This window comes from Comamonas piscis, from assembly GCF_014109725.1.
GTDB classification, from domain to species: domain Bacteria; phylum Pseudomonadota; class Gammaproteobacteria; order Burkholderiales; family Burkholderiaceae_C; genus Comamonas; species Comamonas piscis.
The window spans coordinates 3,506,590-3,523,108 of record NZ_CP058554.1 but is presented as its reverse complement, the minus strand read 5'-3'; the positions used below and the strand labels follow the sequence as shown (position 1 = coordinate 3,523,108).

14 protein-coding genes and 11 tRNA genes are annotated in these 16,519 nt (G+C 61.3%); 19 read left to right on the top strand and 6 right to left on the bottom strand.

The features are described from left to right. The first annotated feature begins 91 nt into the window (after window positions 1-91). Both aceA and HS961_RS15955 read left to right on the top strand, forming a co-directional pair. Complete coding sequence (aceA, locus tag HS961_RS15960) at window positions 92-1,423, top strand: isocitrate lyase (protein WP_182323653.1); 1,332 nt, start codon at window positions 92-94, stop codon at window positions 1,421-1,423. Between the two features lie 156 nt (window positions 1,424-1,579). Continuing rightward, the gene (locus tag HS961_RS15955; RefSeq protein WP_182323651.1) at window positions 1,580-1,957 is read left to right on the top strand and encodes a cupin domain-containing protein; all 378 of its coding nucleotides are present in this window, start codon (window positions 1,580-1,582) and stop codon (window positions 1,955-1,957) included. A 99-nt stretch (window positions 1,958-2,056) separates the two neighbouring features. On the opposite strand, the gene argG is transcribed toward HS961_RS15955, so the two are convergent. From argG to HS961_RS15935, 4 genes are all read right to left on the bottom strand, one after another. Next, window positions 2,057-3,394 (bottom strand): argininosuccinate synthase, encoded by a 1,338-nt coding sequence (argG, locus tag HS961_RS15950; protein WP_182323649.1) that lies wholly within the window; start codon window positions 3,392-3,394, stop codon window positions 2,057-2,059. A gap of 130 nt (window positions 3,395-3,524) precedes the next feature. Next, window positions 3,525-3,842 carry a pyrimidine/purine nucleoside phosphorylase gene (locus HS961_RS15945; RefSeq protein ID WP_182323647.1) on the bottom strand — a complete coding sequence of 106 codons (318 nt, stop codon included), beginning with the start codon at window positions 3,840-3,842 and terminating at the stop codon, window positions 3,525-3,527. A 176-nt stretch (window positions 3,843-4,018) separates the two neighbouring features. Next, window positions 4,019-4,804: a glycine zipper 2TM domain-containing protein gene (locus tag HS961_RS15940; protein ID WP_182323645.1), complete on the bottom strand. Its 786-nt coding sequence runs from the start codon at window positions 4,802-4,804 to the stop codon at window positions 4,019-4,021. A 205-nt stretch (window positions 4,805-5,009) separates the two neighbouring features. Then, window positions 5,010-5,372, bottom strand: a complete 363-nt coding sequence (locus HS961_RS15935) for an ArsC family reductase (RefSeq protein ID WP_182323643.1) — start codon at window positions 5,370-5,372, stop codon at window positions 5,010-5,012. 46 nt (window positions 5,373-5,418) lie between these two features. Here HS961_RS15935 and folC point away from each other — a divergent pair, with 46 nt between their 5' ends. From folC to HS961_RS15850, 17 genes are all read left to right on the top strand, one after another. Beyond that, window positions 5,419-6,738, top strand: coding sequence for a bifunctional tetrahydrofolate synthase/dihydrofolate synthase (folC, locus tag HS961_RS15930; protein WP_182323641.1), 1,320 nt, complete (start codon window positions 5,419-5,421; stop codon window positions 6,736-6,738). 62 nt (window positions 6,739-6,800) lie between these two features. Further along, complete coding sequence (locus HS961_RS15925; RefSeq protein ID WP_182323639.1) at window positions 6,801-7,742, top strand: SPOR domain-containing protein; 942 nt, start codon at window positions 6,801-6,803, stop codon at window positions 7,740-7,742. A 131-nt stretch (window positions 7,743-7,873) separates the two neighbouring features. Continuing rightward, window positions 7,874-8,413 (top strand): CvpA family protein, encoded by a 540-nt coding sequence (locus HS961_RS15920; RefSeq protein WP_182323636.1) that lies wholly within the window; start codon window positions 7,874-7,876, stop codon window positions 8,411-8,413. A 19-nt stretch (window positions 8,414-8,432) separates the two neighbouring features. Further along, window positions 8,433-9,944, top strand: a complete 1,512-nt coding sequence (gene purF / locus HS961_RS15915; protein WP_182323634.1) for an amidophosphoribosyltransferase — start codon at window positions 8,433-8,435, stop codon at window positions 9,942-9,944. Window positions 9,945-9,974: 30 nt separating this feature from the next. Beyond that, a complete protein-coding gene (locus HS961_RS15910; protein WP_182323631.1) occupies window positions 9,975-11,189 on the top strand; it encodes an O-succinylhomoserine sulfhydrylase in 1,215 nt (404 codons plus the stop codon). Continuing rightward, window positions 11,186-12,586, top strand: coding sequence for a glutamate--tRNA ligase (gene gltX / locus HS961_RS15905; protein ID WP_182323628.1), 1,401 nt, complete (start codon window positions 11,186-11,188; stop codon window positions 12,584-12,586). The genes HS961_RS15910 and gltX overlap by 4 nt, the downstream gene beginning before the upstream one ends. A 63-nt stretch (window positions 12,587-12,649) precedes the next feature. Then, window positions 12,650-12,725 (top strand) — tRNA-Ala (locus tag HS961_RS15900). Window positions 12,726-12,762: 37 nt separating this feature from the next. Next, window positions 12,763-12,838, top strand: a tRNA-Glu gene (locus HS961_RS15895). A gap of 48 nt (window positions 12,839-12,886) precedes the next feature. Continuing rightward, window positions 12,887-12,963, top strand: a tRNA-Asp gene (locus HS961_RS15890). An 83-nt stretch (window positions 12,964-13,046) separates the two neighbouring features. After that, window positions 13,047-13,122: transfer RNA gene (locus HS961_RS15885), tRNA-Glu, on the top strand. Window positions 13,123-13,170: 48 nt separating this feature from the next. After that, window positions 13,171-13,247 (top strand) — tRNA-Asp (locus HS961_RS15880). Window positions 13,248-13,355: 108 nt separating this feature from the next. Next, window positions 13,356-13,431: transfer RNA gene (locus tag HS961_RS15875), tRNA-Ala, on the top strand. A 57-nt stretch (window positions 13,432-13,488) separates the two neighbouring features. Next, window positions 13,489-13,564 (top strand) — tRNA-Glu (locus HS961_RS15870). A 45-nt stretch (window positions 13,565-13,609) separates the two neighbouring features. After that, a tRNA-Asp gene (locus tag HS961_RS15865) sits at window positions 13,610-13,686 on the top strand. A gap of 108 nt (window positions 13,687-13,794) precedes the next feature. Further along, window positions 13,795-13,870, top strand: a tRNA-Ala gene (locus HS961_RS15860). 57 nt (window positions 13,871-13,927) lie between these two features. Continuing rightward, a tRNA-Glu gene (locus HS961_RS15855) sits at window positions 13,928-14,003 on the top strand. Between the two features lie 46 nt (window positions 14,004-14,049). Continuing rightward, window positions 14,050-14,126, top strand: a tRNA-Asp gene (locus HS961_RS15850). A gap of 146 nt (window positions 14,127-14,272) precedes the next feature. Here HS961_RS15850 and HS961_RS15845 read toward each other — a convergent pair. Continuing rightward, a complete protein-coding gene (locus tag HS961_RS15845) occupies window positions 14,273-15,031 on the bottom strand; it encodes a 3-hydroxyacyl-CoA dehydrogenase (protein WP_182323625.1) in 759 nt (252 codons plus the stop codon). Between the two features lie 106 nt (window positions 15,032-15,137). Continuing rightward, the gene (locus HS961_RS15840; RefSeq protein ID WP_182323623.1) at window positions 15,138-16,181 is read right to left on the bottom strand and encodes an extracellular solute-binding protein; all 1,044 of its coding nucleotides are present in this window, start codon (window positions 16,179-16,181) and stop codon (window positions 15,138-15,140) included. Between the last annotated feature and the right edge of the window lie 338 nt (window positions 16,182-16,519).

The following is a 16,519-nucleotide window of genomic DNA, read 5'->3' as shown; positions in this document are numbered from 1 at the left end:
GTCAAGCGTACAGTTAGAGCCAAGGACAGACGGTGTTTGTCCACCGGTTCTCGATCCCTTTGTTCTTCCACTTTGACCCTCAGGAGCCCCCATGACTCAAACACTGAACCAGCAACTCAGCCGTGACCAGCAAATTGCCGCCCTCGAACTGGACTGGGCGCAGAATCCCCGTTGGAAAGGCGTGAAGCGCGGTTATTCGGCCGCCGATGTGGTGCGTCTGCGCGGCAGCGTGCAGCCTGAGTACACCCTGGCCCAGCGCGGCGCCCAGGTGCTGTGGGACAAGATCAATGGCGGCGCCAAAAAGGGCTATGTGAATGCCTTCGGCGCCATCACCGCCGGCCAGGCCATGCAGCAGGCCAAAGCCGGTCTGGAAGCGGTCTACCTGTCGGGCTGGCAGGTGGCGGCGGACGGCAATACCTCGGAGACCATGTACCCCGACCAGTCGCTCTACGCCTATGACTCTGTGCCCACCATGGTGCGCCGCATCAACAACACGTTCAAGCGCGCTGACGAGATCCAATGGGCCAAGGGCGTGAACCCGGGCGACAAGGAGTTCATCGACTACTTTCTGCCGATCGTGGCCGATGCTGAAGCCGGCTTTGGTGGTGTGCTCAATGCCTTCGAGCTGATGAAGAACATGATTGCCTCAGGCGCTGCCGGCGTGCACTTTGAAGACCAGCTGGCCGCTGTGAAGAAATGCGGCCACATGGGCGGCAAGGTGCTGGTGCCCACCCATGAGGCCTGCGAGAAGCTGATTGCCGCGCGTTTTGCAGCGGACGTGATGGGCGTACCGACCATTGTGCTGGCCCGTACCGATGCCGAAGCGGCCAATCTGATCACCAGCGACCATGACGCCAATGACAAGCCTTTCCTGGTGGGTGATCGCACGCCAGAAGGTTTCTACCGCGTCAAGAACGGTCTGGAGCAGGCCATCAGCCGTGGCGTGGCCTATGCCCCGTATGCCGATCTGGTGTGGTGCGAAACCGGAACGCCAGACCTGGGCTTTGCCCGTGAGTTTGCCCAGGCCGTGCATGCCTCCAGCCCCGGCAAGCTGCTGAGCTACAACTGCTCGCCGTCCTTCAACTGGAAGAAGAACCTGGATGATGCGACGATTGCCAAGTTCCAGGACGAGTTGGCTGCGCTGGGCTACAAGTACCAGTTCATCACCTTGGCTGGCATCCACAGCAACTGGTACAACACCTTCAAGTTCGCCCACGCCTATGCCCGTGGCGAAGGCATGAAGCACTATGTGGAGATGATCCAGGAGCCCGAATTCGCTGCCCGCGAGCAAGGCTACACCTTTGTGTCGCACCAGCAAGAAGTGGGTGCGGGCTATTTTGACGATGTGACCACCGTTATCCAGGGCGGCTCGTCCAGCGTCAAGGCGCTGACCGGCTCGACCGAAGAAGAGCAGTTCCACTGATCATCCATCTGACGCGCCGTCAGGCGCGGCAGATGCAGCAAGGCGGCTCCATGGGGGCCGCCTTTTATTTGGCTTTTCAACCGACAGGAGGCGCCGAGCAACAGCGCTGCCAGATAATGCCTCCTTGCGCATTTGCACAGCCCCTTGATCTCCGCCATGTCCCAAGTCACCCCTGCCGACTCCAAAATCTCCATCATCCATTGGCCTGCCAAGACCCTGGTCAACCCCGTCATCGGCAAGCCCAGCCGCCCGATCAGCGGCGATACCGAGTACCAGACGATGAATGTGTTCGAGGGCTTGGGCGGCAAGGTGAGCTCGGGCACCTGGCAGTCCAGCGCTGGCCACTTCAGCTCCAATGTGCAGGGCTATATCGAGTTTTGCTATATCGTCGAGGGCGACTGCCGCCTGGTGGACCCTGATGGCACCGTGCACCGCTTTGGCGTGGGCGACCATTTCATCATGCCCGAGGGCTGGACCGGCCACTGGGAGGTGGACAACTTTGTGAAGAAGGTCTACCTGGTGGCAGAGGCCTGAAAACCGTTCTTCCCCAGCGCATTCAGGCGATAAAAAAACCGCTGTGGCCTTGGTAGGCACACAGCGGTTTTGCGTTGTGGGAAGGATTCCGCTCGGGAATTACTTCTTGTCGTTGCCCAGCTGGGGCAGCGCATGGTTGCCGCTGGCGGTCAGCAGGCCGGTCTGGGTGTAGATGGCCAGCTTGTCGCGGGTGTCCATCAGGTCCAGGTTGCGCATGGTCAGCTGGCCAATGCGGTCGGCAGGGCTGAATGGCGCGTCTTCCACCTTTTCCATCGACAGGCGCTCGGGCTTGTAGGTCAGGTTGGCCGATTCGGTGTTCAGCAGCGAGTAGTCATTGCCACGGCGCAGCTCCAGGGTCACCGTGCCGGTGATGGCACGGGCCACCCAGCGCTGGGCGGTTTCGCGCAGCATGATGGCCTGCGGGTCAAACCAGCGGCCTTGGTACAGCAGACGGCCCAGGCGCAGGCCGTTGATGCGGTACTGCTCGATGGTGTCCTCGTTGTGGATGCCGGTCACCAGGCGCTCGTAGGCGATGTGCAGCAGGGCCATGCCGGGGGCTTCGTAGATGCCGCGGCTCTTGGCTTCGATGATGCGGTTCTCGATCTGGTCGCTCATGCCCAGGCCGTGGCGGCCGCCGATGCGGTTGGCTTCCAGGAAGAAGGCGACCGGGTCTTCAATGCGCTGACCGTTCAGCGCGACAGGGCGGCCTTCTTCAAAGGTGATGGACACTTCCTCGGCCTTGACTTCGACCTCTGGCTTCCAGAACGCCACGCCCATGATGGGGTTGACGATGCGGATGCCGCTGTTCAGGAACTCCAGGTCCTTGGCTTCGTGGGTGGCGCCCAGCATGTTGGAGTCGGTCGAGTAGGCCTTCTCCGCGCTCATCTTGTAGCCAAAACCTTCCTTGGTCATGAAGGCCGACATCTCGGAGCGGCCACCCAGCTCGTCGATGAAGGTCTGGTCCAGCCAAGGCTTGTAGATCTTCAGCGCGGGGTTGGTGAGCAGGCCGTAGCGGTAGAAACGCTCGATGTCATTGCCCTTGAAGGTCGAGCCATCGCCCCAGATGTTGACGTCGTCTTCCTTCATCGCCGCCACCAGCATGGTGCCGGTCACGGCGCGGCCCAGCGGGGTGGTGTTGAAGTAGGTGATGCCACCGGTGGAGATGTGGAAGGCGCCGGCCTGGATGGCTGCGATACCTTCGTTGGCCAGCTGGCTGCGGCAGTCGATCAGGCGGGCCTTCTCGGCACCGTATTCCATGGCCTTGCGCGGGATCTCGTCGTAATCGGACTCATCGGGCTGGCCCAGGTTCGCCGTGTAGGCGTAGGGCAGGGCACCCTTGTTCTTCATCCAACGCAGGGCTGCGCTGGTGTCGAGGCCGCCGGAAAAGGCGATGCCGACCTTCTGGCCGACGGGAACATGTTGCAGGATGGTTTCCATGGTGTTGCTTTTTTCTTTAAAAACAGGCGCTGCTGCGGTGGTATCCGGTGTCTGAAGGATCAACGACTATCCGAGCAATCGGCATGCAGCGGGAGGCATGCGCGGGGACGGCCCGGCGCAGGCTCCACAATCAGGCGTAGTGGCAGATGTAGTGGTAGGCCTCGGCCACGCGGATATCGAACTTGCTGTTGGCCGGGACGCTGAACTTGTCGCCAGGGCCGGACTTTTGCCATTCGTCGCTGCCGTCGAGCTTGTACTCGCAGGCGCCGGCAACGCATTCCATGATCTCGGCAGCAGCCGTGCCAAAGGTCAAGCTGGCTGCAAGCACCACGCCGACCGATTGCTTGGTGCCGTCGGCCAGCTGGTAGCTGTGGCTGACGCACTTGCCATCAAAATAAACATTGGCCTTGGTGGTGAGGCGTACGCCGTCGATGCTCTCAGTGATCATGGAAGACAACAGGTAAATGGAGGAAAACCGCCATTGTAGGCGAGGCCTTTGCCCGTCTCTGGAACATGGTGGGGCAGTTGAGCGGCATGGCGGGCATAAAAAAGCAGCAGTGCCTGAGGACTGCTGCAGGTGATCGTGCCAGGATGCGCGGCCTGGGGAGGCACTGGCGCTCCGATTTAACGCCAGTGGCCGCGGTGGCCACCCCAGTAGCCGCCCACGCCAATCTGTATCGACGGCTGCAGCATCACCGGTGGCGGCGCATAGTAAACAGGCGCAGGCGCGACATAGACAGGGGGTGGAGCCATATACACCGGCTGCTGGTAGACGGGCTGGCTGCTGACGACAATGCCAGGCTCCGGTGCCGTGTTGGCATAGTCCTGGGGCGGTGGGTTGTCGTAGGCGGCGGCGGGCTGCACGCTCAGCGGCAGCCATTCGCCGGGGGCGGTGGCCGTGCGGGTGCTGTAGCGGCGGCCAGCGTATTCATACTCCACGTTATAGCCATCGGGCTGGTTTTGCGTGGTGTACTGGTTGGCGCACTGGCGTACCGTTTGGTAGCTGGGGGTGCCGCCTTCCAGCTGGTTGCCAATGGCCGAACCGGCAATCACGCCCACGCCAGTGGCAGCAGCGCGGCCAAAACCGTGGCCCACCCCGTTACCCAGCAGGCCGCCGACGACGGCGCCGGTAATGGCGCCCACGCCGGAGGTGCGTTGGCCGCTATACACCTGCTGGTCATTGCAGACGGTTTGCGGGGTGTTGACCTGGCGGTAGGCCGGTGTGACCGACAGCACCCGGCCATAAGGCTGCTCGCCCGCAGGCAACGGCGGCTGCGCGCCAGGGGCTTGCTGCGGCAAGAAAGGGTCGGACGACGGAGTGTATGTTTGGGCCCAGGCGCTAGGGCTGGCTGCTGCCAAGGCAGACAGCGCGGCAAGCACCAAGAGGCGGGAAGAGAGCAGATGCGGCATGAATGCCTCCACAAAAAAGCTGAATCGCGGCTGGGTGTACAACGCGCCAGTGCCCAGACCGGGCTACAGGCTTTACACCGCTTGCACAAATATTTAGGACTCCAACGGCCGCATAAAGTTCAGCATACGCCCATGCTGCCCCCGCCATGTATCTGCGCCATGTCGCAGCGTAAAGCGCTGGTCAATGCCGCCTCGCGCTGGCCGCTCAGGCGATCTTGCTGCTCCAGACTGCCTCATCAAAGCCCACAGTGACGGAGCCATCGGCCCATTCCACCACCGGGCGCTTGATCACGCTGGGGTTGGCAATCATCAGCGCGCTGGCGCTTTCGGCATCGGCAACAGCCTGCTGCACGGCGGGATCCAGCTTGCGCCAGGTGGTGCCTTGGCGGTTGACCAGCTTTTCCCAGCTGGCCTTGGCGATCCAGTCGGGCAGGTGGCTGGCGGGCACGCCGGCTTTCTTGAAATCATGGAACTGGTGCTGAACGCCCTGCGCATCCAGCCAGGTGCGGGCTTTTTTGACGGTGCTGCAGTTGGGGATGCCGTAGACGGCGATGGTGTGGTTACTCATGGGGATCGATGATGACACAGCCGCAATTACGCGACAATCTGGCCCCATGCAAACCCGTTTCGACACCTTGGATCAGTGGCTGAGCCACTGCGAGCAGATTCATCCCAAAACCATTGACATGGGGCTGACCCGCGTCAAGGCCGTGGCAGAGCGCTTGGCGCTGCGCTTTCCCTGCCCGGTGATCACCGTGGCGGGCACCAATGGCAAGGGTTCCACCTGCGCCATGCTGGAAGCCGTCGCGCTGGAGTCGGGCTACCGTCCGGGGGTGTTCACCTCGCCGCATCTGGTGCATTTTGAGGAGCGCTGCCGCGTGCATGGCGAGATTGTCTCGGCCGCCGATTTGCTGCCGCATTTTGAGGCCGTCGAAGACGCCCGCTTGCAGGCGCCCGAGATTTCGCTGAGCTATTTCGAGTTCACCACCCTGGCGATCCTGCGTCTGTTGAGCCAAGCCAAGCTGGATGTGGCGATCCTGGAAGTCGGCCTGGGCGGCCGGCTCGATGCCACCAATATCATCGATACGGACTGCGCCGTCATTACCAGCATTGACCTGGACCATATGGATTTGCTGGGCCCTGACCGCGAATCGATCGGCCGCGAGAAGGCCGGCATCATGCGCCCGGGCAAACCGGCTGTCGTCAGCGACCCGGTACCGCCGCAAAGCGTAATTGACTATGCGCAAAGCATTGGCGCCGACCTGTGGCGCTTTGGCCGCGATTTCAACTACGAAGGCGACAAGCAGCAGTGGAGCTGGGCAGGGCGCGGCCGGCGCTATGCCGGCATGGCCTACCCGGCGCTGCGCGGTGCCAACCAGCTGGTCAACGCCTCTGGCGTGCTGGCCGCCTACGAGGCGCTGCGCCAGGTACTGCCAGTCACGGCCCAGGCGGTGCGCAATGGCCTGGCCATGGTGGAGCTGCCGGGCCGCTTCCAGATCGTGCCCGGCCAGCCCGCGCTGGTGCTGGATGTCGCGCACAACCCGCATGCGATTGCCGCGCTGACGGCCAACCTGGATGCGATGGGCTACTTCCCCGTCACCCATGCGGTCTTCGGCGCCATGCACGACAAGGATTTGACGCCGATGCTGCGCAGGCTGGGGCCCCTGGTGGACCGCTGGTATTTCTGCGATCTGCCGACCGAGCGGGCGGAGAAGGCGGTGGACCTGCAGTCCAAATGGAATGCGGTGCATATGCTGTCCGACCAGCGCCGCGATGTGGCTACAGCTTGTTACCCAGACCCCATGGCCGCATTCCAGGCCGCCGTCGAAGCGGCAGGGCCCGCTGATAGAATCGTCGTTTTCGGCTCGTTCTTTACAGTGGGCGGGGTGTTGAAGCATGGGGTGCCTCGGCTGGATGCCAAGCACCTGAGCTGACAGCAGCCCTCTAGCGGGGGCGCATCCAGCGACCTGTTTTCAAGCTCCACCTCCAATCGTCCATGGCAATTTTCAATCTTCGATGGCCCGGTAAAAAGCAACAGGAAGCGGAGAGCCCGCGCGTCATTCGCGCGCCGCGCAGCAATCCTGCCGAGAGTGTGGATGCCATGCGCCGCCGCGCCCGCCACCGCCTGATCGGCGCCACGGTGCTGGTGTTGGCGGCCATCATCGGTTTTCCGATGCTGTTCGACACCCAGCCGCGCCCGGTGCCGGTGAATGCCTCGATCGAGATCCCGGACCGCGAGCGGGTGGCTGCGCTGGCGGTGCCGCCAGCTGCCAATGCCTCGGGTGCGTCTCATTCGGCGCCCAGCGGCAATGACAATGGCTTGGATGCTGGCGAAGAGATTGTCGGTGCAAGAAACAATGCCTCGGGCACGGCCGCCACCGCCCCGTTAGCGGCTGGTGCCACCGCAGCTGCAGCCGCGGCCGCGGCCAGCAAACCCGCTGACAAGCCTGTGACGACGCCCGCCAAACCCGAGCCAGCAGCCAAGCCTGAACCGAAACCTGAGCCCAAGCCAGCGGCCAAACCTGAGCCCAAGCCGGAACCCAAACCCGAAGCCAAGCCCAAGGAAGAGCCCAAGCCTAAGCCGGCCGAAACCGCCAAGCCCAAGCGCGATGACGAGGCTGACCGCGTGCGCGCGATGATGGAGGGGCGTACCGCCAGCGCGGCAGCAGCCGCTCCTGCAGCTGCGCCTGCCGCCAAACCTGCTGCCGCAGCGCGCTATGCCATCCAGGTAGGGGCCTTTGCCGAAGAGAGTAAGGCCGCCGAGGTGCGCGCCAAGCTGCAGATGGCCGGCGTGCCTGCGTTTACGCAGTCGGTCAAGACGGCATCGGGCACCCGCATTCGCGTACGGGTGGGCCCCTTCAACAGCAAGGAAGAGGCCGACAGCGCGGCCGCCAAGGTGCGTGCCCAGGGCCTGCCCGCTGCGCTGCTGCCCCTGTAAAACCCGGAATTCAACTGCCTTACGCCCCGCCGTGTACTCCCTATTCAGCGCCTCGGTGCCGCCCCTTGCCAGCCCTTTGCCGGCGCTGATGTCTGCTCACTTGCCATCGGCCCGCTGGGCGGGGTGCTGAGGTGTCGGCACTCGATTGGGTATTTATCGTGATCCTGCTGGGCTCGGTGCTGATCGGCGCCATGCGCGGTTTGGTGTTCGAGGTGCTGTCGCTGATCAGCTGGGTGCTGGCCTTTTTTGCGGCCCGGCTCTGGGGCGCGCAAGTGGGCATGTGGTTGCCGATGCAGGAGATGGACGAGGGTGTGCGGACGGCCGCAGGCCTTGTGATCGTCTTTGTTGTCGCCATCTTCGCCTTAGGCTTGGTGATCCGCATGATCGGCAAGCTGGTGCAGATGGTGGGTTTGCGCCCCTTTGACCGCGCGCTGGGCGCCATGTTTGGCGCGCTGCGCGGCGTGTTACTACTTGTACTTATCGCTCTGGTTTTTATGCTGACCTCGATGCGGGAATCGCAAATCTGGAACACTTCAGTCTTTGCACCGCATTTGGTGTCGGCAGTGTCAGTGTTGCGGCCCTGGATGCCGCAAGAAATGGGAAGACATTGGTCTTCGCTGGTGGACCAGTTCATCGAAGCTGGTTCACGCATCGCGGCAGAGCCGCGTTAACGTTTTTGGAACGCTCAATATGTGTGGAATCGTCGGAGTCGTCAGTAGCACGCCGGTCAATCAATTGATCTATGACGCGCTGTTGCTGCTGCAACACCGTGGACAGGATGCCGCCGGCATCGCAACGCAGCAGGGACGCAAGTTCTTCATGCACAAGGCCAAGGGCATGGTCAAGGATGTGTTCCGCACGCGCAATATGCGGGCTTTGCCGGGCAATGTGGGCCTGGGCCAGGTGCGCTACCCTACGGCCGGCAATGCCTACAGCGAAGAAGAAGCCCAGCCGTTCTACGTGAATGCGCCTTTCGGCATTGTGCTGGTACACAACGGCAACCTGACCAATGCGGTCGAGCTGCGCAAGGAGCTGTTCTCCACCGACCACCGCCACACCAACACCGACAGCGATTCGGAAGTGCTGCTCAACGTGTTCGCGCATGAGCTGGAGCGCGCCACCCATGGCGTGCCGCTGCAAAAAGAAGATGTGTTCAACGCCATCCGCGCGGTACACAAGCGCGTGCAGGGCTCCTATGCGGTGATCGCGCTGATCGCCGGCCATGGCGTGGTCGCCTTCCGCGACCCCAATGGCATTCGCCCGCTGTGCATTGGCCGTGGCGCGGATGGCACCGTCATGGTGGCCAGCGAATCGGTGGCACTGGAAGGCACGATGCAGCAGCTGGAGCGCGATATCGCCCCCGGCGAGGCAGTCTTCATTGGCGACGATGGCTCGCTGACCTTTGCACAGTGCGCAGAAGCCCCGAGCCTGCACCCCTGCATTTTCGAGTTTGTCTACCTGGCCCGTCCCGATTCGGTGCTCGACGGCATGTCCGTCTACCAAGCCCGTCTGAACCTGGGTGAGACCCTGGCCAAGCGCGTGATCTCGATGGTGCCGCCCAACGAAATCGATGCGGTGATTCCGATCCCCGAATCGAGCCGCCCGAGCGCCATGCAACTGGCCCAGCTGCTGGGCAAGCCCTACCGCGAAGGTTTTGTGAAGAACCGCTATGTGGGCCGCACCTTCATCATGCCGGGCCAGGGCGCGCGCAAAAAATCAGTGCGCCAAAAGCTCAACGCCATTGGCAGCGAGTTCCAGGGCCGCAATGTGCTGCTGGTCGATGACTCCATCGTGCGCGGTACCACCTCCAAGGAAATCGTGCAGATGGCCCGCGACGCTGGCGCCAACAAGGTCTACCTGGCCAGCGCCGCACCACCGGTGCGTTTCCCCAATGTCTATGGCATCGACATGCCTACCGCCAAAGAGCTGGTGGCCCATGACCGCAGCCTCGAAGAGATTCGCCAGTACATCGGCTGTGACGCGCTGATCTACCAGGATGTGGATGGCATGAAAAACGCCATTGGCAAGCTCAACACCGATGTGCATGGTTTTGAGGCGTCCTGCTTTGACGGGGTGTATGTCACCGGCATCACGCCTGAGGGCATCTCGCAGGTCAATGCTGGCCGCGTGTCCACCGAAGAAGATGAACTCGATACCTCGCGTCTGTCGCTGCGCAATGCAGATGTGACCGATGCGGCTTGATAGCGGCCCAAGTGCCGTTGGGGAACAAGAATGACTGACAAGCAATTGCCGCCGGGCCTGCACCCAGATACCTTGGCGGTCCGAGAGGCGGTGGAGCGCAGCCAATGGGGCGAGCACAGCGAAGCCCTGTACCTGGCCAGCAGCTTTGTGCAGCCCAATGCTGAGACGGCCGCGCGCCGCTTTGCCGCGCAGGAAGAGGGCTACACCTATACGCGCACCGGCAACCCTACGGTGACCAGCTTTGAGCGCCGCCTGGCCGCGATGGAAGGCACCGAGTGCGCCATCGCCACCTCGACCGGTATGTCCGCCATCTTGCTGGTGGCCTTGACCGTGCTGAAGGCCGGCGACCATGTGATCTGCTCGCAGTCCATGTTCGGCTCGACCATCAAGCTGCTGGGCACTGAGATGGCGCGCTTTGGCGTGGAAACCAGCTTTGTGTCGCAGACCGATGTGGAGGCCTGGAAAGCCGCGATCCGCCCGAACACCCGTTTGCTGTTTGCCGAGACCCCCACCAACCCGCTGACCGACCTCTGCGATATCGCTGCGCTCGCCGATGTGGCCCATGCGCATGGCGCCTTGCTGGCCGTGGACAATAGCTTTGCGACGCCGGTGCTGCAGCAGCCCGTCAAGCTGGGTGCGGATCTGGTGGTGCATTCGGGCACCAAGTTTCTCGACGGCCAGGGCCGTGTCATGGCCGGTGCCGTGTGCGGCACGGTCGCGCTGGTGGACAAGGTCATGGGCACCTTCCTGCGCAGCGGCGGGCTCAACCTCTCGCCGTTCAACGCCTGGGTGGTGATGAAGGGCATGGAGACCTTGTCGCTGCGGGTGAAGGCCGAAAGCGCCGCCGCGCTGGAGTTGGCCCGTTGGCTGGAAGGCCATCCCAAGGTGGCCCGGGTGTACTACCCAGGGCTGGAAAGCCATCCGCAGCATGCGCTGGCCATGCGCCAACAAAATGGCATGGGCGGCGCCGTGCTGGCCTTCGATGTGGTGGGAGAGGGCGCGGAGCAACTGCGTGCCAATGCCTTCCATGTGGTGGACAGCACCTTGCTGTGCTCGATCACCGCCAACCTGGGCGATGTGAAGACCACCATCACGCATCCGGCCAGCACCTCGCATGGCCGCTTGACGGAGGAGCAGCGCCAGTCCGCTGGCGTGGGCCAGGGTCTGGTCCGCATCTCCGTCGGCCTGGAACACCTGGATGATTTGAAAGCCGACCTGTTGCGCGGCCTGGACACCCTGACATGAGCACCAAAGTACGTACCCGTTTTGCCCCGTCGCCCACCGGTTTTATCCACCTGGGCAATATCCGCTCTGCGCTCTACCCCTGGGCTTTTGCGCGAGCCAGCCAAGGCGATTTCATTCTGCGCATTGAAGACACCGATCTGGAGCGCTCCAACCAGGCGTCGGTCGATGTGATCCTTGAAGGCATGGCCTGGCTGCAGCTGGACCCCAACGAGGGTCCGTTCTACCAGATGCAGCGCATGGACCGCTACAAAGAGGTGCTGGCCACCTTGCTGGAAAAAGGCTATGTCTACCCCTGCTACATGAGCATGGAAGCGCTGGACGCACTGCGTGAAAAGCAGATGGCCAACAAGGAAAAGCCACGCTACGACGGCACCTGGCGCCCGGAAGAGGGCAAGGTGCTGCCGCCGGTGCCCGAAGGTGTCAAACCCGTGCTGCGCTTCAAAACGCCGCTGGCCGGTGTCGTGGCTTGGGAAGACAAGTGCAAGGGCCGTATCGAGTTCCAGAACACCGAGCTCGATGACCTGGTCATTGCCCGCCCGGATGGCACGCCCACCTACAACTTCTGCGTCTGCGTCGATGACATGGACATGGCCATCACCCACGTGATCCGCGGTGACGACCATGTGAACAACACGCCGCGCCAGATTCACATTTTTGAAGCATTGGGCGCTGACGTGCCGGTGTTTGCCCATTTGCCCACCGTGCTGAACGAGCAGGGCGAGAAGATGAGCAAGCGCAATGGCGCCAAGCCGGTGACGCAGTACCGGGACGAGGGCTACCTGCCCGATGCCATGGTGAACTACCTGGCACGCCTGGGCTGGAGCCACGGCGATGACGAAATTTTCTCGCGCCAGCAGTTCCTGGAATGGTTCAACCTGGACCACCTGGGCCGCAGCGCCGGTCAGTTTGACGACGCCAAGCTGCGCTGGGTGAATGCCCAGCATATGAAGCTGACGCCCGACGATGAGCTCGCTGCCATGCTGACCCCGTTCTTGAAGAACCTGGGTCTCGACAGCATCACCGTGAGCGACGGTCGCCTGCCGCGCATCTGCGCGCTGTTCAAAGACCGCTGCGACACCTTGGTGGACCTGGCGCAATGGGCCAGCGTGTTCTATGAAGACGTGCAGCCCAGCGCAGAAGACCTGGCCACCCATGTAACGCCCGAGATCATTCCCGTGATCGACGAGCTGCTGCAGGTGCTGCAAGAGGGTGATTGGAGCAAGGAAGCGATCAGCGCCGGCTTCAAGCAAGTGCTCAAGACACAAGGCATGAAGATGCCGCAACTGGCCATGCCGGTGCGTGTTTTGGCCGTGGGCACAGCCCATACGCCTTCGGTGGACGCGGTGCTTGCATTACTCGGTCGTGAAAAAATTATCGAAAGACTGCAAAAGCGCTGAAATACGCCCTATAATTCGAGTCTTCGGTGAGCAGCAACAAGTAATTGTAAAGCTTGCTGATTGGGGGGTATAGCTCAGCTGGGAGAGCGCTTGCATGGCATGCAAGAGGTCATCGGTTCGATCCCGTTTACCTCCACCAAGGATTATCAGAAGCGAGAAATCGGTTCTTAGGTTATGACCCTATCGTCTAGAGGCCTAGGACATCACCCTTTCACGGTGAGTACCGGGGTTCGAATCCCCGTAGGGTCGCCAAGTTTGAAGCGCTTGATGCTATATAATAGCTAGCAAAGCTTCCTGCCAGGAGTGGTAGTTCAGTTGGTTAGAATACCGGCCTGTCACGCCGGGGGTCGCGGGTTCGAGTCCCGTCCACTCCGCCAGTTTGGTTAGTCGCTCGACAAAAAGCGCCTTTGATTAAGAGGGCGCTTTTTTAATCGATAGCCGCAAGGCAAATCCAGGTTTTGACCCTATCGTCTAGAGGCCTAGGACATCACCCTTTCACGGTGAGTACCGGGGTTCGAATCCCCGTAGGGTCGCCAAGTTTGAAGCGCTTGATGCTATACAATAGCTAGCAAAGCTTCCTGCCAGGAGTGGTAGTTCAGTTGGTTAGAATACCGGCCTGTCACGCCGGGGGTCGCGGGTTCGAGTCCCGTCCACTCCGCCACAGTTGTTAAATGTTTTTAGATCGAGCCAAGACGCGAAGGAGTCGCGAAGCTGTACTCAGGTACAGCGAGTGACTCCGACAAAGTATTGGGTTGATATAAAAATATTGGGGGGTATAGCTCAGCTGGGAGAGCGCTTGCATGGCATGCAAGAGGTCATCGGTTCGATCCCGTTTACCTCCACCAATCAAAGTTGTCTGAGGCACCGCCGACGCAGTGCAGTGCAGACAACGTTCTAGGATTGACCCTATCGTCTAGAGGCCTAGGACATCACCCTTTCACGGTGAGTACCGGGGTTCGAATCCCCGTAGGGTCGCCAAGTTTGAAGCACTTGTAGCCGTCAGGCGAGCAAAGTTTCCTGCCAGGAGTGGTAGTTCAGTTGGTTAGAATACCGGCCTGTCACGCCGGGGGTCGCGGGTTCGAGTCCCGTCCACTCCGCCACAGTTGTTAAATGTTTTTAGATCGAGCCAAGACGCGAAGGAGTCGCGAAGCTGTACTCAGGTACAGCGAGTGACTCCGACAAAGTATTGGGTTGATATGAAAGCATTGGGGGGTATAGCTCAGCTGGGAGAGCGCTTGCATGGCATGCAAGAGGTCATCGGTTCGATCCCGTTTACCTCCACCAATTAAAGTTGTCTGAGGCACCGCCAATGGGGTGCAGCGCAGACAACGTTCTAGGATTGACCCTATCGTCTAGAGGCCTAGGACATCACCCTTTCACGGTGAGTACCGGGGTTCGAATCCCCGTAGGGTCGCCAAGTTTGAAGCACTTGTAGCCGTCAAGGCGAGCAAAGTTTCCTGCCAGGAGTGGTAGTTCAGTTGGTTAGAATACCGGCCTGTCACGCCGGGGGTCGCGGGTTCGAGTCCCGTCCACTCCGCCAGATTCCAAAAGCCTTCTTGTTGCATGACAAGAAGGCTTTTTTCATGGCCGCCGCCAGTGTGCAGCGCCCAAGAAAAAGCCGATCGCTGAGGGCTTCAGCAGATCGGCTTTTTGTATGTTGGCCCGGTGAGCCCGGGCGGTATCGACTTACTTGGGTGCCAAGCGGATGGCGCCATCCAGGCGAATCACTTCGCCGTTGAGCATATCGTTCTCGACAATGTGTTTGACCAGCTTGGCATAGTCCTCAGGGGTGCCCAGACGGCTGGGGAAGGGGACGCCAGCGGCGAGGGCATCCTGCACCTCCTGGGGCATGCCAAAAAGCATGGGGGTGCCAAAAATGCCCGGGGCAATCGTCATGTTGCGGATGCCGTTGCGCGCCAGATCGCGGGCAATCGGCAAGGTCATGCCGACAACACCGCCTTTGGACGCTGCATAGGCGGCCTGGCCGATCTGGCCATCATAGGCGGCCACGCTGGCCGTCGAGATCAGTACGCCGCGTTCGCCGGTGGCTTCGGGCTCGTTCTTGCCCATGGCTTCGGCGCAGAGGCGAATCATGTTGAAGCTGCCGATCAGGTTGACCGTGATGGTCTTGCTGAAGACTTCCAGCGAGTGCGCGCCGTTTTTGCCCACGGTCTTCTCGGCCGGTGCAATGCCGGCGCAGTTGACCAGGCCAAACAGCTTGCCCAGCGATACCGCCTTGGCGACCACGGCCTGGGCTTGTTCCGCATTGGACACATCGCACTGCACAAAGGCGCCGCCCAGCTCTTGCGCCAGTGCTTGGCCTTTTTCGGCCTGCATGTCGGCGATGACGACGGTCGCGCCCTCACGGGCCAGCATGCGTGCCGTGCCTTCTCCCAGGCCGGAAGCGCCGCCTGTGACGATAAATACCTTGTCGGCGATATGCATCGCTATGTCTCCTGCTTGTTGAATCAAGTCATCTTAGCTGAGGCACACGGCCCGCGCAGTCACAAAAAAAGCCCGCGAACGGGCTTTTAGTGACAGAGTGGGGCGCTTACTGGAAGCCAGCGCGGTCCAGCATTTGCTGCACCTTGGGCATATTGGTACCCACGGCGCTGATCGGGATGGTCTCGCTCTTGAAAGGCTTGTCCATGGTCATGGCCTTCAGCGCAGGGTTGTCGGTCTGCACATTCTTGGCAGCGGGCCACTCGTTGTTGCCATTGGCAAAGTAGGTTTGGGCCTCAGGGCTGGCCAGGTACTCCAGGAACTTGACGGCATTGTCCTTGTTCTTGCTGTACTTGGCGACCGCGCCACCCGCGATGTTCAGGTGCGTGCCCCAGCTGCTTTGGTTGGGGAACACCACGCTGACCTTGTTGGCCACTTCCACATCGGCTGGGTTGCTGGAGCGCATCAGGCGGGCCAGGTAGTAGCTGTTGGTGATGGCGATATCGCATTCACCAGCGGCCACGGCCTTGATCTGGTCGGTGTCGCCGCCCTTGGGTGCGCGGGCCAGGTTGTCCTTCACGCCTTGCAGCCACTGCTGGGCCTTGGCCTCGCCGATATGCTCGGTCACGGCGCCAAACAGGCTCAGGTTGTAGGGGTGCGAGGCCGAGCGGATGCAGATCTTGCCCTTGTTCTTGGGGTCGGCCAGCTTTTCATAACTGTCGACATCTTCTGCGTTCACTTTGGCCTTGTTGTAGGCAATCACGCGGGCACGGGTCGAGAGACCAAACCAGGTGATGCCGCCATCGGCTTCGGGTTGGGCGCGCAGGTTGGCGGGGATCACTTCTTCGAGCTTGGCCGAGCGGATCGGCAGGAAGAGGTTGTCCTTCTCACCGCGGTAGAGGCGGGCGGCATCCACCATCAGCACCACGTCGGCGGGGGAGGCAGCGCCTTCGGCTTTGAGGCGGGCCACAATGCCTGCGTCGTCCGAGTCCACACGGTTGATCTTGATGCCGGTCGCTTTTGTAAAGTTGTTATAGAGCGCCTCATCTGTCGCGTAGTGGCGGGCAGAGTACAGGTTGACCACTTCTTGGGCTTGTGCAGCAGCACCTGCCGTGATGGCGCAAGCCAGTGCAAGGATTTTGAAAGAATGCATAGGGCAAAACGTCTCTGTAAAGTTGGACCTGCATCTTAATTGAAACAAGAATTGTTTTTATTCAAGCCATTGCAGAGCCTGTGCTTATTCAGATGCGCTTAAGTTGGCTGCTCGCCAGCGCAGGGCGCTGCGGAACCCTTGCCCCAGGAAAAAAGGCCTCTGGCGGGGGAGCCAGCAAAGCGGACTTTGCAGAGCTAGCTTTAAGACCGTGGCGACCGCAATCTTGCTTGCGGCAAATTACGGGCAAAAAAAAGCCCGGCCTAAGCCGGGCTTGAATTGGATCAATGAAACCGGGTTTCGAAAAGATCCAAGGAGACAACTGGGTGCACTGAACAAGT

Bases quoted from the DNA above. Each gene is read 5' to 3' on its own strand.
- aceA (WP_182323653.1), top strand. From the start codon at position 92: ATGACTCAAACACTGAACCAGCAACTCAGCCGTGACCAGCAAATTGCC.
- HS961_RS15955 (WP_182323651.1), top strand. From the start codon at position 1,580: ATGTCCCAAGTCACCCCTGCCGACTCCAAAATCTCCATCATCCATTGG.
- argG (WP_182323649.1), bottom strand. From the start codon at position 3,394: ATGGAAACCATCCTGCAACATGTTCCCGTCGGCCAGAAGGTCGGCATC.
- HS961_RS15945 (WP_182323647.1), bottom strand. From the start codon at position 3,842: ATGATCACTGAGAGCATCGACGGCGTACGCCTCACCACCAAGGCCAAT.
- HS961_RS15940 (WP_182323645.1), bottom strand. From the start codon at position 4,804: ATGCCGCATCTGCTCTCTTCCCGCCTCTTGGTGCTTGCCGCGCTGTCT.
- HS961_RS15935 (WP_182323643.1), bottom strand. From the start codon at position 5,372: ATGAGTAACCACACCATCGCCGTCTACGGCATCCCCAACTGCAGCACC.
- folC (WP_182323641.1), top strand. From the start codon at position 5,419: ATGCAAACCCGTTTCGACACCTTGGATCAGTGGCTGAGCCACTGCGAG.
- HS961_RS15925 (WP_182323639.1), top strand. From the start codon at position 6,801: ATGGCAATTTTCAATCTTCGATGGCCCGGTAAAAAGCAACAGGAAGCG.
- purF (WP_182323634.1), top strand. From the start codon at position 8,433: ATGTGTGGAATCGTCGGAGTCGTCAGTAGCACGCCGGTCAATCAATTG.
- HS961_RS15910 (WP_182323631.1), top strand. From the start codon at position 9,975: ATGACTGACAAGCAATTGCCGCCGGGCCTGCACCCAGATACCTTGGCG.
- gltX (WP_182323628.1), top strand. From the start codon at position 11,186: ATGAGCACCAAAGTACGTACCCGTTTTGCCCCGTCGCCCACCGGTTTT.
- HS961_RS15845 (WP_182323625.1), bottom strand. From the start codon at position 15,031: ATGCATATCGCCGACAAGGTATTTATCGTCACAGGCGGCGCTTCCGGC.
- HS961_RS15840 (WP_182323623.1), bottom strand. From the start codon at position 16,181: ATGCATTCTTTCAAAATCCTTGCACTGGCTTGCGCCATCACGGCAGGT.